Here is a 19,411-nt window from a genome sequence, read left to right on the forward strand (position 1 = left end):
CCATCTTTTTTCTTTTTTATAAATTGACATGTAAAATTTTGATAGTTAAACTAATGTATAGTAATATCTTTTAAATTATTCCAAACAGGAGGTGTTCAAAAACATTCAATTTCTGTCCTTCTTTAGGCAGAAATTGAGTTCGCGTGGTGATGATGAATGTGTGTTCTTCAACACGAAAAGACAATTGAATAGGTCATCCTGCCATTAGCACGTTGAAGGAGACGCAGTCAGCACTTCAGACACGCTCAAATACAGCAAATTGATTGATGAACTAGAAGGAGCTTGAAGCAGCTATGTTGCAAATAATTAAAGCAAGATGGATTGTATTAGTGGTGTGGATGATAACAGCTGTAATTCTGTTTATTACTGCGCCCAATTTAGAGGAATTAACAAGAGAAAAAGGGCAATTAAAGGTTCCGGAGGGGACACCAACAGCTGAAGCACTTCACTTATTGGATAAGCTCACAGATCAAAATGGGAAAAAGGATACGGGAGTTATTGTATTTTCCGAACAACATCTGTTCCCTAAGAAAGAGCAGGAATTAAAAAAGGCTTTATCTGCACTTATGACACATGCTCCAGACCTCCACATTGACGGAATTACTTCGTATTTTCATGTAGATCCGGACATTCAAAAACAACTTTTATCAAAGGATAAAAGTACACTTCTTGTTCCATTCAAATTCGACCACTACGAAACAAAAGCTGTGAAGATTAAAGAACAAATTGAGGAAGTTTTAAAGCCCTATCATGTCTCATATGAAATGACGGGACAGAAATTTGTGGATTCAGATGTCATTCAAAGCTCTCAACAAGGTCTGAAGAAAACCGAACTTATTACCATCATTTTTATTTTCTTTATTTTAATTATTGTTTTCAGATCAATTTTGGCACCTGTTGTTCCACTCATTACGATCGGCATTTCTTATGCGGTCAGCCGTTGTATTGTGGCTTTTCTAGTAGAATATATGCAATTTCCTCTATCTAACTTTACTCAGATTTTTATGGTAGCGATTATGTTCGGTATAGGAACAGATTATTGTATTTTGCTGTTAAGCCGTTTTAAAGAAGAGATCGGTCAAGGTCGTGATGTCAAAGAGTCGATTATCATCACATATAAATGTGCAGGGAAAACGGTCCTTTTTAGTGGCTTAGCCGTGTTAGTTGGCTTCTCAAGCATTGGGTTTGCCAAATTTCAATTGTATCAATCAGCCGTTAGTGTTGCAGTTGGAGTTGGCATTCTGCTGATCGCCCTTGTCACCATCGTTCCCTTTTTTATGTCTGTTTTTGGAAAATCCCTTTTTTGGCCATCTAAAAGAGAAAACATTCGCCACCCGCAAAGTAAAATGTGGGAATGGGCTGGGCGTTTTTCATTTAAAAGGCCACTGATCAGCCTAGGTTTAGTTGCACTCATTACGGTGCCTCCTATTCTGATGTACGACGGGACTCTTTCTTATAACAGCTTAAATGAGATTGGGACAAAGTATGAATCAGTGTCTGCATTTAATACGATATCTGAGCAATTTGGCTTTGGGGAGGCGCTGCCCCTGAATGTACTTGTTGAAAGTGACAATGAGTTAGATAATCAAGAAAAGATTGTCATGATTGAAAAACTAACCCGTAAATTAAATGACATTGACGAAGTCAAAACAGTCCGCAGTGTCACTCGTCCTGTTGGAGATGGGTTAAGTCAGCTTTACGTTACCTCTCAAGCAAAAGAGCTGGGAGGAGAACTTGGTAAAGGACATGAAGGAATCGGGAAAATTTCAGATGGTTTGACCGAAACAAATCTTGCCCTACTTAAACAAAAACCAAAAATTCAAGAATCTGCTAAAGGCATTGACCAGCTGATTGATGGAACAAAAGCGATCAAAAGCGGCATTGGAGAAGTCAGGGAGTCCCTGATCTCTTTAGAAGATGGGGTGAGGCGCAGTAAAGATGGCGTCGGGACCATCCGAAGTAAAATCAAAGAAGCAAAAAAGGAATTAGAGCAAGAATATCGCAGCAGTGAAGCGATGATCCAAGAGCTTAAGCGAATGGTGAGTACGCTAGAACGTCATGCGAAATCAAATCAGCAGCTGATAACCACCATTAAAAAAGTAAAAAGTTCTTATGAAAATGTATCGTTTGAAGCACTTGAAAAACGGCTTCCAGAAGTAAAAGGTATGGATGAATATAAAGAAATCAAGAACGTGTTCAAAGAGACAAAAGGAATGCTTGATCAAGCAGGGGACCAAATGAATCTGTATGAAGAGGAAGCCTCTCTGTTTAAAGAAAAGATCAAAAAAGCAGATTCAGTGATTCAAAGCTTTTCAAGCAAGCAAAAAGAAGTAAAACATCAAGTGCGAGCGCTTATGGAAGGACTGGATCAAATTTATGCCGGTCTTGATCAAACAAATGAAGGGCAAAAACAATTGATCAAAGAAATGCCTAAAATTGAAGATGGCGCAGATCAACTGACAGGTGGACAAAAAGCCATCAAAAAAGGATTTAATCAGCTTTCATCAAAACTTACATTATTAACAGATGGATTAGGTGAAAGCATTGAAGGGCTTGAGCAGGTCAAAAGCGGCTTCACAGAGGCGGACGACTATTTAAAGCAGCTTCAGCAAGCACCAGATGAAGAGATAACGGGCTGGTTTATTCCAGAAGAAGTGCTGAAACGCCATGAATTTAAGCAAATCTTTCAAACGTATATGTCTCCAGATCGTAAACTAACAACCTTAGAAGTTATTTTAAATGTGAATCCATACAGCAATGAAGCGATGAAAGGCGTTGCAAAAATTGAAGAAACCCTCGATCAATATTTACCTGTCAGCGGGTTAAAGAATGCAAATTACGGCGTGTCTGGTATTTCAAGTTTAAATGTCGATTTAAAAGAAACATCTGACGGTGACTTTATTCGAACAGTCATTTTTATGCTAGCTGGCATCTTTATTATTTTAATTATATTATTACGGTCGATCGTCATGCCGATATACTTAACTCTTTCACTCATTTTAACGTATTTTACATCCGTCGGATTAACAGAGTGGATTTTCAACACATTTTTTGGCTACGACGGTCTCAGCTGGGCTGTCCCATTTTTCAGCTTTGTCATTCTTGTCACCTTAGGCATTGATTATTCAATCTTCTTAATGGATCGCTTTAATGAATGGAAGGGAGAGCATGTGCAAGCATCAATGATATCAGCGATGAGAAATATGGGTTCTGTCATTATTTCAGCAGTCGCAATATTAGCGGGGACCTTTGCCGCTATGCTGCCGTCCGGTGTCTTATCACTTGTTGAAATTGCAACGGTCATACTCATTGGACTTTTATTATATGCGTTTGTTGTATTACCGCTCTTTATTCCGGTCATGGTTCGTATTTTTGGAAAATGGAATTGGTGGCCTTTTAGAATGAAATAACGACTGGCGTCTCTGCTTATAGCAGAGGCGTTTTTATTTCCTATCCTTTCCTCTGATTGATATAATGTCTATTAAATGGCTGTTTTACGTATATATCAGCTATGTTCTAATACATAATAAATAGGATGAACAAAGGAGGTTTCTCATGACGTACTTACAAGAGAAGACACTAGACACACCTGGTCTTCATACTCATATTGTCAAAACAGAAAAATTTAAAACGGTCACAATTCTTTTTAAAATGCTCGCGCCTCTATCGAAAGATGACGTCACCATGCGTTCACTTTTCCCGCATGTGCTGTTAAGAGGAACAGAGAAAATGCCGAAAACAGGAGAATTGCGTGCTTATTTTGATGAGCTTTATGGTGCGACTGTTTCAGCAGACATGGCGAAAAAAGGGGAGAATCACATCATTACCTTCCGCCTGGAAATGGCAAATGAAAAATATTTAAAGGATCAAACCCCTTTACTAGAAAAAGGAATTTCCTTACTATCTGATCTACTATTCCATCCGTATGTTGAAGATGGAGCGTTTAGTCAATTATATGTAGATCAAGAAAAACGCACTTTAAAACAGCGAATTCAAGCGGTGTATGATGATAAAATGCGTTACTCGAACTTAAGGCTTGTACAGGAAATGTGCAAAGGTGAACCGTATGCACTGCACGTCAATGGAGAAATGGAAGATATCGAAACGATCACAGCTCATTCGCTGTTTGAAGCATATCAGCATGCGCTTCAAACAAATCAGCTTGATCTTTATGTAGTCGGAGATGTAGACGAACAAGACATCAGCCGAATGGTCTCTCAATACTTCAAAACAAGTGATAGAGAACCGGTTAAACAACACGCTGAATCAACAAGCACGCAAAGAGAAGCAAAAGAAGTCATCGACGAAGAAGACGTAAAGCAAGGCAAGCTGAATATCGGCTTTCGCACGCATACGACGATTGCAGATGACGATTATCCGGCTTTGCATTTGTTTAATGGCATATTTGGCGGCTTCTCGCACTCGAAGCTATTCATCAATGTTCGGGAAAAAGCAAGTCTTGCATACTACGCTGTGTCTAGACTTGAGAGCTTTAAAGGCTTAATGATGGTGATGTCAGGGATTGAAGTCGGCAACTATCAGCAGGCAGTAGATATCATTAAAGAACAATTTGAAGCGATGAAAAAAGGTGATTTTTCAGATGAAGCGATTGATCAAACAAAAGCTGTCGTCAAAAATCAGCTTCTTGAAACGATCGATACATCTTATGGGACAGCAGAATACCTGTATCAGCATGCCGTTGTGCCAACAGGAGAAACGCTTGATTCCTTTTTACAAGCACTTGACCGAGTGACAAAAGAGGACATCATCAAAGTGGGTCAGAAAATCGAATGGGATACGACCTATTTTCTTAAAGGAACGGAGGGTGCTTCATGACAGTGAAAACAATTCAATTCGACCAGCTGCAAGAAACGGTCTATCACGAAAAAATGGAGAGCGGACTTGACGTCTATGTGCTCCCAAAGCAAGGGTTTAACAAAACCTATGCAACTTTTACAACCAAATATGGCTCTGTCGATAACGAATTTGTGCCGCTTGGTAAAGAAGACATGATTCGAGTGCCTGACGGAATTGCTCATTTCTTAGAACATAAACTGTTTGAAAAAGAAGATGGAGACGTATTCCATACATTTAGTAAACAAGGGGCATCCGCAAATGCTTTTACGACATTTACGAGAACAGCTTACTTATTCTCAAGCACCTCAAATGTCGAACAAAATCTTGAGACACTCATTGATTTTGTCCAAGAGCCTTATTTTACTGAAAAGACGGTCGAAAAAGAAAAGGGCATCATTGGTCAAGAGATTAACATGTATGATGACAATCCGGACTGGCGTTTATTTTTCGGTCTGATTGAAAATCTATATCAAGAGCACCCTGTAAGAATTGATATAGCTGGAACTGTAGAAAGCATTGCTCCGATTACAAAAGATCATTTGTACGAATGCTATGAAACGTTCTATCATCCAAGCAATATGCTTCTATTTGTTGTCGGTCCCGTTGATCCGCAGCAAATATTAGATCAAGTTCGAGCAAATCAGGCGAAAAAGCCATTTACAGATCAGCCAGAGATTAAACGAAAAGACATCAACGAGCCTGAAGGTGTGTACCGAAAAGAGTACGAACTTCCAATGAACGTACAAGGCTCGAAATGTATGTTTGGATTAAAAACAAAGAATCCTCATAAAAAAGGAAATGATCTGCTAAAACATGAACTCGGTATGAATCTCATTTTAGAGACGTTGTTTGGTAAAAGCTCCTTACAATATGAACAAATGTATGAAAAAGGTTTAATAGATGAGACCTTCAGCTACGATTATACAGAAGAAGGCGGCTTCGGCTTCACGTCAGTTGGTGGAGACACAAATGATCCTGATCAATTGGCGAAAGTATTAAAAGAAACCCTTCTTCAAGCAAAGAACTTGATCTCAGAAGAGAAAATCGAGCTCGCGCGCAAGAAGAAAATCGGCAGCTTTTTAAAAGCCATGAATTCTCCTGAATACATTGCGAACCAATTCACTCGATATGCATTTTTAGACATGAGCTTATTTGATGTCGTGACCATGCTGGAACAGATCCAATTAACTGACATTCAGCACATTTTAGAGGAAGAAATTGACGAAGAACGGATGTCCGTTTTCAAAGTTGTCCCGAAAACAAAATAAAATAAAAAAAGACAAACTCAACGTATAAGAGTTTGTCTTTTTTGTGTCCAGCGGAAGAAAGCGCTTTATATGTGAGGATATTGATTGACAATTGTTTTGGTAATTAGTTAAACTCTTTAATAGTTAAATAATCAAACTAAAGGAGAAGCATATGGTACAAAATAAAATTGCACAGCTCATCCAGAGGTATGCGGACGTCTATCTCATGATGGAGAAAAAAGTATCGAGTATGATCACGGAAAAGCTGGATAAAGAACTGACACTTGATCAATATTACTCGCTTCGATACATCAACTTACACCCAGGATGTACATCAACAGACCTTGCCATCGAATGTAATGTCAATAAAAGTGCTGTGACATCCATGACTAATCGTCTTTTTAATAAGGATTATATTTATCGAGAGCATGATCAAGCTGATCGAAGAAACGTTCATCTCTACGTGACACCTGAAGGAAAAGACGTGGTCAGCCGAATGGAGAAGCAGCTTCAGGATCTTGTTCGGTCATATTTAGAAAAGTTTGATGAAAAAGAAATCGAATCATTTATTCAAACATATGAAAAGATTTATCAAATTATCATCGAAGAGGAGGCACAACATAGTAATGAGAGCAATCATAAAAGGTAGATGGCTGATCACGATCCTCTGGGTCGTACTAGCGGCAGTATTACTCATCACCGCTCCTAATATGGCGCAATTAACTAAAGAAAAAGGGCAAATTTCTGTTCCTGATGGTTATCCTTCTTCCTACGCCGATCAATTATTAAAGAACATGTCTAAAAATGGGGATACGGAGAAATCGATCGTCATAGTCTTCCAAGGTAAGGATATCGTTAAAGAAAGAGAAACCTCTTTAAAGAAAGCGATGGAGATATTAGAAAAGGATCAAGACCTCCATGTGCAAGACATCACTTCTTATTTTGATGCAAACAAAGATATCAAAAAACAGATGCTCTCTAAAGATCAAACAACACTTCTTGTTCCTGTTACATACGACTCGAACAAAATCAAAGCATCTGATTTTAAAGAAAGAGTCAATGAAAAGCTAAAGAGTCTGAACCTGACATTTGAAATGACAGGGCAGCCGCTGATCGACGATGATGTCATCACAAGCTCGCAAGAAGGTCTGAAAAAAACGGAATTCATTACAATTGGGTTTATTTTAATTGTTCTTGTGCTTGTCTTCAGATCGGCAGTAGCACCATTTGTTCCTTTAGTAGCAGTGGCGCTTTCTTATTTAATCAGCCAATCGATTGTGGCTTACCTAGTAAAGTATGTTGATTTTCCGCTCTCGACCTTTACCCAAATTTTTATGGTCGCCATCATGTTTGGGATTGGTACCGACTACTGCATCTTATTGCTAAGCCGGTTTAAAGAAGAACTATCTCATGGAAAAGATAAGATTGAGGCCATTATTACAACATATAAGACGGCAGGTAAAACTGTTTTATTCAGCGGAATTGCTGTCCTCATTGGTTTTACGTGTATCGGTTTAGCTCAATTCCAACTGTATAAATCAGCTGTAGCAGTGGCAGTTGGTGTCGCCGTGTTAATTGTGGCACTCCTCACGGTCGTTCCATTCTTTATGGCGGTTTTAGGAAAAGTGTTATTCTGGCCGATTAAAGGAGATATTGCCCACCCGCAATCGAAAATGTGGGAAACAGCAGGTCGTTTTTCATTTAAGAAACCACTTTTCAGCTTGCTAATCGTTGCAATCATTACCCTTCCGCCGATTCTCATGTATAAAGGGACACTTTCATATAACAACCTTGACGAAATCGGCAATAAATACGAATCCGTCAATGCATTCAATACCATCTCTGACAAATTTGGACCAGGTGAAGCTCTTCCAGCAACAGTTGTGGTAAAATCATCTGATCTTTTAGACAATAATAAAGGCCTGATTGCTGTTGAAAAACTCAGCCGCGCGATCGAACAAACAGATGGCGTGAGTAAAGTGAGAAGTGCCACACGTCCTGTTGGTAAAGGGCTGAATGATCTTTACGTGAAATCTCAAGCCAAAGAGCTAAATAGCGGGCTTGATAAAAGTAATGAAGGGTTGAAAAAGATCCAAGATGGACTTGCGAAAGCGAGTAAATCTATTGAAGATCAAACTCCACAAATCAAATCATCAGGAAAAGGCATCAACCAACTCATTTCGGGTACTGAATCGGTACAAACGGGTATTCAAAACGTCGAGAAATCGTTGAGAAAACTAAAAGACGGTATCGATCAGAATAAACAAGGTGTTGCTAAAATTAAAAATGAAATAAAGGCTGCGAAAAAAGAACTAACGGATCAGGTTGCACAAGTAAACCAGCAAGTGACCTTATATAAAAACATTTCGAAAGAATTAAAAGCAGCATTGGCACAAGTCGATACATCATCCTCTGCTGCAGCGGATGTAAAAGCTTTGATCAGTCAAGCGAATAAACAATTCAGTACACTTGAGAATCAAATTCCGCAAGTAAAAGAAAATCAATCGTATCAAGCCATCAAAGCTTCCTATAATGAACTTTCTGCTACTTTGCAAGAGGGTGCTAAACAGGCAGACAGCTATGCAAAACAAGCAAAAGAAGCCAAAAAGCAGCTTGAAGCAGCAGATGCTTTTATCGCAAAAGCCTCAGAGCAGCAAAAAGTGTTTACAAATAAAATCGATGAGCTGATTGCTGGCTTAGAAGCCATTGAAACTGGACTGAATCAAACATCTAAAGGCCAAGGACAGTTAGCAGATAGTATGCCTCAACTTGAAAATGGTGCAGGTAAAATCGTTGATGGTCAAAAACAAATGAAAGAAAAGGTTGGAGGCTTTGGTGATGAGCTCACCAAACTGACAGATGGTCTCAATAAAAGTGTAGATGGACTTGAGAAAATTTCAAACGGCTTAATGGGTGCAGGAGACTACTTAGATGAACTGAAAAACGCACCAGATCAAGACATGGCCGGTTGGTTTATTCCAAAAGATGTCCTGAAAAATAAAGCATTCAAGCAAGTATTTGATTCATACATGTCGGATGACCGCAAGATGACAAAGATTGATGTCATTTTAGAAAACAATCCATATGGGAACGACGCCATGAAAACGATTAAACAAGTAGAAGCTTCGGTAAAACGTGCACTTCCTGAAACAAATCTAAAAGATGTTTCATTTGGCGTATCTGGTGTATCAAGTATGAACGCTGATTTAAAACAGCTGTCAGACCAAGACTTCAATAAGACGGTTCTTTACATGATGATCGGCATTTTCCTGATACTCGTGATTCTGTTCCGTTCTCTCGTTATGCCGCTTTACTTAGTTGGATCGCTGATTTTGACTTACTTCACTGCGATAGGTGTAACAGAATTTATTTTCACCCATTTCTTCGGATATCCGGGCATCAACTGGGCTGTTCCATTCTTTGGCTTTGTCATCTTAATGGCGCTCGGGGTCGACTATTCGATTTTCTTAATGGAGAGGTTCAATGAATACAAAACAAAAGACATTCAGTTTGCGATGACTGAATCAATGAAGAATATGGGCTCTGTCATTATGTCTGCTGCTGTTATTTTGGCAGGAACATTTGCAGCCATGCTTCCTTCAGGAGTGCTGTCTCTCTTACAGATTGCAACACTTGTTCTCACAGGGCTTTTGCTATACGCACTCGTTGTGCTACCATTGTTCGTACCTGTGATGGTGAAATTGTTCGGATCAGCGAACTGGTTCCCATTTAAACGGAAAGAATAGATATTTTAAATAGAAAGTAGGAATCCATGTGATGAGTCGTTGGGCGCTGATAACAGGTGCCAGTGGCGGGATTGGGCAGGCTACGGCTAAAAAGCTTGCCCAAGAAGGCTGCCACATGATACTCCATTATCACAAAAATGAACAGGCAGCCGTGCAGCTTGCCGCTGAGCTGGAAGAAACATGTCATATTCAAACGCATGTCGTTCAAGCAGATTTAGCTAAAATAGGCGGAGCTGATGAGCTCGTCAGCCGTCTTTCTGTATCTCCGGATATCCTTGTGTTAAATAGTGGTAGGAGTCATGTCGGATTAGTGACAGATACAGAAAAAGACGTATTAGCCAGTATGGTTCAGCTTCATGTCACAAGTCCATATGAGCTTACCCAACAGCTATTGCCAGCCATGATTCAAAAAAAAGCAGGTCATATTGTTGCGGTAAGCTCGATATGGGGAGAAACAGGGGCATCATGTGAAGTGCTGTATAGCATGGTGAAGGGTGCGCAAAATGCGTTTATTAAAGGTCTGGCAAAAGAGCTTGCCCCAAGTGGAATTAGAGCAAATGCTGTTTCACCAGGTGCTGTCCATACTGATATGATGAAAAGCTTCACACAAGAAGATATTGACATGCTGGAGGAAGAAATCCCGCTTGGCCGGCTTGCATCCCCTGAGGAGATTGCTGATGTCATTTGGTTTCTCGCCTCAAAGCAGTCAAGTTATATGACAGGTCAAATTTTATCCGTTAATGGCGGCTGGTACTGTTAAAAAACGTGTATAATTCGTCACTTCATGACAAAAGCTATGGCTGTAATTCATCTTTTCGAATGGAGGAATCGACATGTCAGTACTTGAGAACTGGGACCATTGGAAAAACTTTTTAGGTGACCGTTTAAATCATGCGCAGGATAAAGGTTTAAAAGATGATACCATCAATAACCTTGCGTATGAAATTGGCGGATATTTAGCTAACGAAGTTGAAGCAAAAAACGAGCAAGAAAGAGTACTTGCTGACCTTTGGAGCGTCGCATCAGAAGATGAGCAGCGCGCAATTGCCAATATGATGGTCAAACTGGTTGAAAATAATAGCTCGCACTAAAGAAAAAGAGGGGTCGTTTGTGCCTCTCTTTTTATTTTAACTGTTTCACAACATTGTGCTTTCTAAAAATGTGAAAATGCTTTATGATATAGGAAGGTAAAAATTTGCCACAATGAAGGGGGTAATATCATTTGGCAAAGCTCGAATGGTATTTTGAATATGAGATACAGGTAAACCGTCCCGGACTATTAGGAGACATTTCATCTCTGATGGGGATGCTTTCAATTAATATTGTGACAATTAATGGTGTTGATGTATCAAGACGCGGAATGCTTCTGCGCTGTGACCATACAGATCAAATTAAGCGCCTTGAATCAATTTTAAATACAATGGAAACGATAAAAGTAACGAAATTAAGACAGCCAAAACTTCGTGACCGCTTAGCGGTTCGTCACGGCAGATATATTCAGCGTGATGCAGATGACAAAAAGACGTTCCGATTTGAAAGGGACGAGCTTGGTCTTCTTGTTGATTTTATGGCTGAGCTATTTAAAAAAGAAGGACATAAATTGATTGGGATTCGCGGGATGCCGCGTGTCGGAAAAACAGAATCAATTGTGGCCTCAAGTGTATGTGCTAGCAAAAGATGGCTTTTTGTATCATCCACTCTTTTGAAACAGACGATCCGAAGTCAACTGATTGCGGATGAATATAGCCCAGATAACGTTTTTATTATTGATGGGATTGTGTCGACGCGAAGAGGTTCTGAGAAGCACTTGCAGCTTTTAAGAGAAATTATGAGACTGCCGGCAACGAAAGTAGTAGAGCATCCAGACATCTTTATTCAAAATTCAGAATATACAATGGATGATTTCGACTATATTATTGAATTGCGTAATAGTGCAGATGAAGAGATTACATATGAGCACGCTGAAGAACCACAAGTGTTTGATCATTCTGGTTTTTCTGGCTTCGATTTTTAATATGGTAATGGTAGGTGTTTGTTTTGACTGAATTGGGAAAACGGCTCATTGAGGCCAGAGAGGAAAAAGGGATGTCGCTGGAGGATCTTCAGACGGTGACCAAAATCCAAAAGCGCTACTTGCTAGCAATCGAACAAGGAAACTATGATATTATTCCAGGTAAATTTTACGTCAGAGCGTTTATTAAACAATATGCCGAAGCCGTTGGACTAAACCCTGAACAATTGTTCGAAGAATTTCGTAAAGATGTACCGAGCACGTATAACGATGAAGTATCTGATAAATTATCAAATATTAAGCCGCAAAGAGAGCTGCCAAAGCCTGCCTCGAAGGTGCTTGAGCTGCTGCCTACCATCTTGATTATTGGAGGCGTCCTTGTGGTCATCGCGATCATTTATGTCATCGTGCAGGCAGTTAATCATGATAGCGGACAGAAGAACAACCAGACGGCTCCTCAGCAGTCAGAATCTAAGTATGAAGTATCTGAGGATTCATCTCTTGCAAAGGATCAAAAGAAAAAAGATAAAGCTTCGTCAGATGATCAAGAAAAATCATCTAAAAAAGATGACTCATCAAAGGATTCATCTAAAGACGATGAAACGGTCTCTTTGAAGGCAGCGAATACAGAAGGCTCAACGACAACGTATGAAGCGTCAGGCACAGAAGAGATGGAGTTAACCATTTCTGCTACAAAAGCTTCATGGCTGCGCGTCAGAGACGAGTCTGGAAAAGTGCTGAAAATGGGTGAACTAAAAGATGGCGAATCGTTTAAAACAGACTTGACTGAGCTCTCTCAGGTCGATATCCGTCTAGGCAATGCGACTGGAATTGATATCAAGGTGAATGACGAGACGCTTAAGTACGAATTAGACCCTGAGAACACCATGACACAAAACATTGTGATTGTGAATAAAGGAAAGGAAAAGTCATCTTAAGCAAGTAGATGACTTTTCTTTTGTTCCTACTATTATATATACATAAAAAAATGGCCTATTGGAGGATTGAAATTCATGTTTAACTTACCGAATAAAATAACTCTTTCTAGGATCGCTTTGATCCCTGTTTTTATGATTATTATGCTTGCACCCTTAGATTGGGGCGTTGTTCGTTTTGGTCACGTCAGCATCGAAGTGACGCATCTTGTTGGCGCAATCCTGTTTATTGTTGCTTCGACAACGGATTGGATTGATGGGTACTATGCACGTAAACTGAACTTAGTGACGAATTTTGGTAAATTTTTAGATCCGCTTGCAGATAAATTGCTTGTTTCAGCTGCTTTAATTATACTTGTTCAGTACAACCTCACGCCGGCATGGATGGCGATTGTGATCATTAGCCGTGAATTTGCTGTTACTGGTCTAAGGCTTGTACTAGCCGGAGGCGGTGAAGTGGTAGCAGCTAATATGCTTGGAAAAGTGAAAACATGGGCACAAATCATTGCGATTTCAGCTCTTCTATTGCATAACCTGCCGTTCGAACTTGTATCATTCCCATTTGGTGACCTAGCGATGTGGGTAGCAGTGTTCTTCACTGTTGTGTCAGGCTGGGATTACTTTGTGAAAAACTGGGAAGCTTTAAAGAATTCTAACTAAAAAGGACGTGTACGCTTTGAAGTCAGAGAGAAAAGCAGAAATTATTGCAGTCGGTTCCGAACTTTTGCTAGGGCAAATTACGAATACGAATGCACAATTCATCAGCAAACAGCTAGCTGAAATTGGTGTGAATGTTTATTACCATACAGCAGTTGGTGACAATCCAGAGCGTTTAAAAAGGGCCATTCAAGTGGCGCAGGAAAGATCGAATTTTATTATCTTCTCAGGTGGTCTTGGACCAACAAAAGATGATTTAACAAAAGAAACCATTGCGAGTACGCTCGGTAAAGAGCTTGTGCTAAATGAAGAAGCATTTGAATCCATTCAAGAATACTTTCGAAAGACTGGACGAGACATGTCACCGAATAACCGGAAGCAGGCACTCGTTCTAGAAGGATCTGATGTGCTCGTGAACCGGTTTGGTATGGCTCCGGGTATGTTTATTCAAGAAAACGATACGTTTTATATGCTTCTTCCAGGCCCGCCAAGTGAACTGCATCCGATGTTTGAGAACGAGGCGAAGCCGCTCATATCTGAGAAACTAGGTTTAAAGGAAAAAATCGTGTCTGTTGTTCTCCGCTTCTTTGGAATTGGTGAATCACAGCTTGAAACAGACCTAGAAGATTTAATTGATGCTCAAACCAACCCAACGATTGCACCTCTTGCATCTGACGGTGAAGTGACACTTAGGCTCACGGCTAAGCATGAGGATGAAAAAGAAACGGAGCGTCTGTTAAAAGAGACGGAAGCGAAAATTTTAGCGCGAGTAGGAGAGTACTTCTACGGGTATGGTGATACATCACTTGTCCGCGAAGCTTCTAAGGCCTTGCACGATAAGGGGAAAACAGTGGCAGCGGCTGAGAGCCTAACAGGCGGAATGTTTTCTGAATGGCTGACAGATCTTGAAGGTGCATCGTCAATTTTAAGCGGCAGTATCGTTTGTTATACAAACCAAGTCAAACAACAGGTGCTTGGCTGCCGGGAGGAAACATTGTCTTCTCATGGTGCTGTCAGCAAAGAGTGTGCTTTAGAGCTTGCTGAAGGTGTTAGAAAGCTTACGGGAAGTGATATTGGCATTAGCTTTACGGGTGTAGCAGGCCCTGATACCCACGAGGGACAGCCGGTCGGCAAAGTGTTCATCGGGCTATCTACGAAAGACCATACAGACGTGTTTGAATGGATGTTTACTGGAAGCCGGTCAGGCATTCGCAAACGCGCTGTGAAATATGGTCTTCATCACTTGCTCAATTTATTAAAAGAAAGTTAATTTTGTTTTTTGTTAGGTTTCTCCTTTAGAAAAGAGTGTTTTTTCTACTAGAAATCACTCTTTTCTTAAAAATCCACCAAGAAAAAAACGAATATGTGTTCGATTTTTTCTTGGCAAATGACGTAAAACAAGGTATAGTATAGATAGTGGAATTGATAAAGGAGGAAACAATAGAATGAGTGATCGTCAAGCAGCCTTAGATATGGCTCTTAAACAAATAGAAAAACAGTTTGGTAAAGGCTCTATTATGAAACTAGGAGAGCAAACAGATACACGTATTTCAACAGTACCGAGTGGTTCGTTAGCACTTGATACTGCACTGGGAATAGGCGGATATCCTCGCGGCCGTATTATTGAAGTATATGGTCCAGAGAGTTCTGGTAAAACGACAGTAGCACTTCATGCCATTGCTGAGGTTCAGCAGCAGGGAGGACAAGCTGCATTTATCGATGCAGAGCATGCACTTGATCCAGTTTATGCTCAAAAACTAGGTGTCAATATTGATGAACTGTTACTTTCTCAGCCTGACACAGGAGAACAAGCACTTGAAATTGCAGAAGCGCTTGTCCGCAGTGGTGCAGTTGACATTGTTGTTATTGACTCAGTAGCTGCTCTTGTACCAAAAGCAGAGATTGAAGGAGACATGGGTGATTCACACGTTGGTCTACAAGCACGTTTGATGTCCCAAGCACTTCGTAAACTATCTGGTGCCATTAATAAATCAAAAACCATTGCCATCTTTATTAACCAAATTCGTGAAAAAGTTGGGGTCATGTTCGGTAACCCTGAAACAACGCCTGGTGGACGTGCGCTGAAGTTCTATTCATCTGTTCGTTTAGAAGTGCGCCGTGCTGAACAGCTGAAGCAGGGAAATGACATTATGGGGAATAAAACGAGAATTAAAGTAGTGAAAAACAAAGTAGCACCGCCATTCCGTATTGCAGAAGTAGACATTATGTACGGTGAAGGAATTTCAAAAGAGGGCGAAATCATCGACCTTGGAAGCGAACTAGATATCGTACAAAAGAGCGGTGCTTGGTATTCTTACCAAGAGGAACGTCTTGGACAAGGTCGCGAAAATGCGAAACAGTTCCTTAAAGAAAACAAAGATATTCTTCTCATGATTCAAGAACAAATTAGAGAGCACTACGGTTTGGATACAAACGGAGTGAAAGCACCTGAAGATGAAGAAGGTCAAGAGGAATTGGAAATTTAAAGACTAAAAGATGCTGAAAAGCGTCTTAGATAGTTGACAAAGGGCTAAAATGATCTTGATTTTAGCCCTTTGTCTTCTTTTCAGCGTGATAGAAAACCTTTGAAGGCTAGGAAGGGTGAGCACCGGAGCACAGACCTGACACCGAATGCGAGGATTTGACTACACGCTAAAGACGCTGAAAAGCGTCTTTTTTTTACATTTACATGACAGCTAGCAGGTCAAAAGTTCTGTCTTTACTTGAAATAACGACTTACGCCTCAGTCTGACTAGCTTGACAAGTATTTCCGACACAATTACAATGGGAATGTATCACTTGTTTTTCTTAACATGATTGATAACTAATTTAAACTTGACAAGGGCAGTGAGGATCTCATTCCCTGTGAAGGCCCTGTATGTTGAGACACAAAACAATGTACATGCCGACACTTTATTTGTAAAACCAAGTTCATAGCAAGAGGAGGTGAAAATATGTCGCCTACGATGTTTACGATCATCTCCATTTTGCTGAGCCTAATCTGTTTAGTTGTTGGCTACTTTGTTCGTAAAACCATTGCAGAAGCAAAAATATCCGGCGCAAGAAACATGGCCGAACAAATTGTTGAGGATGCAAAGCGTGATGCGGAAGCATTGAAGAAAGAAGCGCTCTTGGAAGCGAAAGATGAAATTCATTCCTTTCGTGTAGAGGCGGAGCAAGAAGTTCGTGAAAGACGTAATGAGCTTCAAAGACAAGAAAACCGTTTACTTCAAAAAGAGGAAAATCTTGATCGCAAAGATGAATCTTTAGATAAACGGGAGTCCCTGTTGGAGAAGAGAGATCATTCTCTGAATGAACGACAACAACATATTGAAGAGATGGAAAGCAAAGTGGATGATATGATTCGTTTGCAGAAAGCCGAGTTGGAACGTATTTCAAGTTTAACTCGAGATGAAGCGAAACAAATCATTCTGGATCAAGTTGAAAATGAGCTTTCCCACGACATTGCAGTCATGACGAAAGAATCTGAAAACCGAGCGAAAGAAGAGGCTGATAAAAAGGCGAAAAACATTCTTTCACTTGCGTTACAGCGTTGTGCAGCTGATCATGTAGCTGAAACGACGGTATCTGTAGTCAATCTTCCAAATGATGAGATGAAAGGTCGTATTATCGGACGTGAAGGACGAAATATCCGTACGTTAGAAACGTTAACAGGTATTGACTTGATCATAGATGATACACCTGAAGCTGTTATCCTATCGGGCTTTGATCCGATTAGACGTGAAACAGCGAGGATAGCTCTGGACAAGCTAGTCCAGGATGGCCGCATTCATCCTGCACGAATTGAAGAAATGGTGGAAAAATCACGCCGTGAAGTCGATGATTATATCCGTGAGATGGGTGAGCAAACGACATTCGAAGTCGGAGTTCACGGTCTGCATCCGGATCTCATCAAAATTCTCGGTCGCTTAAAATTCCGTACAAGTTATGGACAAAATGTCCTGAAGCATTCAATTGAGGTTGCACATCTTGCAGGTCTCATGGCTTCAGAACTTGGAGAAGATGCAAAGCTTGCAAAACGAGCAGGTCTTCTGCATGACATTGGAAAAGCCATTGATCATGAAGTAGAAGGAAGCCACGTAGAAATTGGCGTTGAGCTTGCGACGAAATATAAAGAGCATCCTGTTGTCATCAACAGTATTGCCTCTCACCATGGTGACCAAGAACCGACGTCTATTATCGCTGTTCTTGTTGCGGCAGCAGATGCATTATCTGCAGCACGCCCTGGTGCAAGAAGTGAGACGCTTGAAAATTACATTCGGAGACTTGAGAAATTAGAAGATATCTCTGAATCTTATGAAGGTGTTGAAAAATCGTTTGCGATACAGGCTGGACGTGAAGTACGTATTATGGTGAAGCCGGATTCAATTAATGATCTTGAAGCTCACCGTCTAGCAAGGGATATTCGTAAGCGGATTGAGGACGAGCTCGATTACCCTGGTCACATTAAAGTGACGGTCATTCGAGAAACTCGCGCAGTAGAGTATGCAAAATAGAGCGGTGCGCTTAGCGCCGCTTTATTTTTTTGTGTAAATATGCAACACTGATAAGAAGTCAATTTATAAGAGGAAGGGTTCAAAGCGCATGAAAATATTATTTGTTGGAGATATTGTCGGTTCACCTGGACGAGACACACTGAAAGAATACTTGCCAAAACTAAAGAAAAAATATCAGCCCCATTTTACTATTGTCAATGGAGAAAATGCTGCTCATGGAAAAGGGATAACTGAAAAAATCTATCATGAGCTGCTGCAAGCAGGAGCTGACGTGCTCACAATGGGCAACCATACATGGGATAAAAGAGACATTTTTGATTTTATCGATGATGCAGCCCAAATGGTTCGTCCGGCGAACTTCCCAGAAGGCACACCTGGTAAAGGTCTGACGTTTATCAAAAAACAAGGGAAAGAATTAGCCGTCATCAACCTGCAAGGACGTACTTTTTTACCCCCACTTGACTGCCCATTTCAAAAAGTAGACGAGTTAATTGCGGAAGCATCCAAACGTACACCGTTCATTTTTATTGATTTTCATGGTGAAGCCACAAGTGAAAAGCTAGCGATGGGCTGGTATACAGACGGCCGTGCATCTTGTGTCGTTGGAACGCATACACATGTTCAAACAGCAGATAACCGCGTTTTGCCAAAAGGAACTGCGTATATTTCAGATGTGGGAATGACAGGACCTTATGATGGCATTTTAGGTGTTGATCGGGAGACGATTATTAAACGATTCAAAACAAGTCTTCCCGTCCGTTTTGAGATTGCAGAAGGGCCTACGACATTAAGTGCAGTCATCGTAGAAATTGACGAACAGTCGAAAAAAGCTGTCAAAATTGATCGAATTTTGATAAATGATGACCATATTTTCTTTGAATAAATGTTCACAAATTTATTTCAGAAAAATATTAATCAGAAAGAAGGAATATGCGCCCTCTATCGTGAATATAGTAAAAATGGTAGGTAGCCTGCTATTTTTGAAAAACATTTTGGGGATGGATTTTCAAAAAATAGCATCATCTAACAAAGATTGTTCTAATGAACACTCACTTATCCATTGTAAATTTAAGGGGGAGCAGAAATGGAAATTTTAAAAGTTTCAGCAAAGTCAAATCCGAATTCAGTAGCAGGAGCTTTAGCAGGCGTTTTACGTGAACGCGGTGCAGCGGAAATACAAGCAATCGGCGCTGGAGCGCTGAATCAGGCGGTCAAGGCTGTAGCCATAGCAAGGGGATTTGTTGCACCAAGCGGAGTGGATTTGATATGCATTCCAGCCTTTACTGACATTCTTATCGATGGAGAAGAAAGAACAGCCATCAAATTGATTGTTGAGCCACGATAATTCTAATTTTATTATTTTCAACCTGCTTACATCATGTAAGCAGGTTGTTTTTGTTTACCACTATACATTTCTTATATAACATATTCAGTTCATGAA

Annotated in this window: 15 protein-coding genes; all 15 read left to right on the plus strand. The window is 40.3% G+C overall.

Annotated features, from left to right (window positions below):
- Positions 1-293 precede the first annotated feature (293 nt).
- The 15 genes from MHI35_RS08100 (at position 294) to spoVS (ending at position 19,315) form a co-directional block, all read left to right on the plus strand.
- Positions 294-3,410 carry an MMPL family transporter gene (locus MHI35_RS08100; RefSeq protein WP_335349638.1) on the plus strand — a complete coding sequence of 1,039 codons (3,117 nt, stop codon included), beginning with the start codon at positions 294-296 and terminating at the stop codon, positions 3,408-3,410.
- 145 nt (positions 3,411-3,555) lie between these two features.
- Entirely contained in the window at positions 3,556-4,836 is a 1,281-nt protein-coding gene (gene yfmF, locus MHI35_RS08105) for an EF-P 5-aminopentanol modification-associated protein YfmF (protein WP_335349637.1), read from the plus strand.
- A complete protein-coding gene (gene yfmH, locus MHI35_RS08110; RefSeq protein WP_119124859.1) occupies positions 4,833-6,125 on the plus strand; it encodes an EF-P 5-aminopentanol modification-associated protein YfmH in 1,293 nt (430 codons plus the stop codon). Before yfmF ends, yfmH begins: the two co-directional genes overlap by 4 nt.
- A gap of 151 nt (positions 6,126-6,276) precedes the next feature.
- Positions 6,277-6,753, plus strand: coding sequence for a MarR family winged helix-turn-helix transcriptional regulator (locus MHI35_RS08115; protein ID WP_144521483.1), 477 nt, complete (start codon positions 6,277-6,279; stop codon positions 6,751-6,753).
- Entirely contained in the window at positions 6,731-9,850 is a 3,120-nt protein-coding gene (locus MHI35_RS08120) for an MMPL family transporter (protein ID WP_335349636.1), read from the plus strand. The genes MHI35_RS08115 and MHI35_RS08120 overlap by 23 nt, the downstream gene beginning before the upstream one ends.
- Before the next feature lie 31 nt (positions 9,851-9,881).
- Complete coding sequence (ymfI, locus tag MHI35_RS08125; RefSeq protein ID WP_335349635.1) at positions 9,882-10,610, plus strand: elongation factor P 5-aminopentanone reductase; 729 nt, start codon at positions 9,882-9,884, stop codon at positions 10,608-10,610.
- Positions 10,611-10,683: 73 nt separating this feature from the next.
- Positions 10,684-10,941, plus strand: a complete 258-nt coding sequence (locus MHI35_RS08130) for a DUF3243 domain-containing protein (protein ID WP_003211590.1) — start codon at positions 10,684-10,686, stop codon at positions 10,939-10,941.
- A 131-nt stretch (positions 10,942-11,072) separates the two neighbouring features.
- Positions 11,073-11,864, plus strand: coding sequence for a DUF3388 domain-containing protein (locus MHI35_RS08135; RefSeq protein ID WP_003211480.1), 792 nt, complete (start codon positions 11,073-11,075; stop codon positions 11,862-11,864).
- A gap of 23 nt (positions 11,865-11,887) precedes the next feature.
- Positions 11,888-12,799, plus strand: a complete 912-nt coding sequence (locus MHI35_RS08140) for a helix-turn-helix domain-containing protein (protein WP_144521489.1) — start codon at positions 11,888-11,890, stop codon at positions 12,797-12,799.
- A 75-nt stretch (positions 12,800-12,874) separates the two neighbouring features.
- A complete protein-coding gene (pgsA, locus tag MHI35_RS08145) occupies positions 12,875-13,456 on the plus strand; it encodes a CDP-diacylglycerol--glycerol-3-phosphate 3-phosphatidyltransferase (RefSeq protein ID WP_335349634.1) in 582 nt (193 codons plus the stop codon).
- A 16-nt stretch (positions 13,457-13,472) separates the two neighbouring features.
- Positions 13,473-14,723: a competence/damage-inducible protein A gene (locus tag MHI35_RS08150; RefSeq protein ID WP_211064331.1), complete on the plus strand. Its 1,251-nt coding sequence runs from the start codon at positions 13,473-13,475 to the stop codon at positions 14,721-14,723.
- A gap of 175 nt (positions 14,724-14,898) precedes the next feature.
- The gene (gene recA, locus MHI35_RS08155; RefSeq protein ID WP_144503276.1) at positions 14,899-15,939 is read left to right on the plus strand and encodes a recombinase RecA; all 1,041 of its coding nucleotides are present in this window, start codon (positions 14,899-14,901) and stop codon (positions 15,937-15,939) included.
- A gap of 468 nt (positions 15,940-16,407) precedes the next feature.
- Positions 16,408-17,970 (plus strand): ribonuclease Y, encoded by a 1,563-nt coding sequence (gene rny / locus MHI35_RS08160; RefSeq protein WP_003211958.1) that lies wholly within the window; start codon positions 16,408-16,410, stop codon positions 17,968-17,970.
- An 88-nt stretch (positions 17,971-18,058) separates the two neighbouring features.
- Entirely contained in the window at positions 18,059-18,853 is a 795-nt protein-coding gene (locus MHI35_RS08165; protein ID WP_144521495.1) for a TIGR00282 family metallophosphoesterase, read from the plus strand.
- A gap of 201 nt (positions 18,854-19,054) precedes the next feature.
- Complete coding sequence (spoVS, locus tag MHI35_RS08170; protein ID WP_003211281.1) at positions 19,055-19,315, plus strand: stage V sporulation protein SpoVS; 261 nt, start codon at positions 19,055-19,057, stop codon at positions 19,313-19,315.
- Positions 19,316-19,411: the final 96 nt, after the last annotated feature.

The organism is Bacillus sp. FSL K6-3459, from assembly GCF_038003305.1.
GTDB lineage: Bacteria > Bacillota > Bacilli > Bacillales > Bacillaceae > Bacillus > Bacillus pumilus_O.

What these genes read in the sequence shown, in the direction of transcription:
- spoVS (WP_003211281.1), top strand. Translation starts at nt 19,055, where the DNA reads ATGGAAATTTTAAAAGTTTCAGCAAAGTCAAATCCGAATTCAGTAGCA.
- rny (WP_003211958.1), top strand. Translation starts at nt 16,408, where the DNA reads ATGTCGCCTACGATGTTTACGATCATCTCCATTTTGCTGAGCCTAATC.
- MHI35_RS08165 (WP_144521495.1), top strand. Translation starts at nt 18,059, where the DNA reads ATGAAAATATTATTTGTTGGAGATATTGTCGGTTCACCTGGACGAGAC.
- MHI35_RS08130 (WP_003211590.1), top strand. Translation starts at nt 10,684, where the DNA reads ATGTCAGTACTTGAGAACTGGGACCATTGGAAAAACTTTTTAGGTGAC.
- MHI35_RS08100 (WP_335349638.1), top strand. Translation starts at nt 294, where the DNA reads ATGTTGCAAATAATTAAAGCAAGATGGATTGTATTAGTGGTGTGGATG.
- recA (WP_144503276.1), top strand. Translation starts at nt 14,899, where the DNA reads ATGAGTGATCGTCAAGCAGCCTTAGATATGGCTCTTAAACAAATAGAA.
- pgsA (WP_335349634.1), top strand. Translation starts at nt 12,875, where the DNA reads ATGTTTAACTTACCGAATAAAATAACTCTTTCTAGGATCGCTTTGATC.
- MHI35_RS08120 (WP_335349636.1), top strand. Translation starts at nt 6,731, where the DNA reads ATGAGAGCAATCATAAAAGGTAGATGGCTGATCACGATCCTCTGGGTC.
- ymfI (WP_335349635.1), top strand. Translation starts at nt 9,882, where the DNA reads ATGAGTCGTTGGGCGCTGATAACAGGTGCCAGTGGCGGGATTGGGCAG.
- yfmF (WP_335349637.1), top strand. Translation starts at nt 3,556, where the DNA reads ATGACGTACTTACAAGAGAAGACACTAGACACACCTGGTCTTCATACT.
- yfmH (WP_119124859.1), top strand. Translation starts at nt 4,833, where the DNA reads ATGACAGTGAAAACAATTCAATTCGACCAGCTGCAAGAAACGGTCTAT.
- MHI35_RS08115 (WP_144521483.1), top strand. Translation starts at nt 6,277, where the DNA reads ATGGTACAAAATAAAATTGCACAGCTCATCCAGAGGTATGCGGACGTC.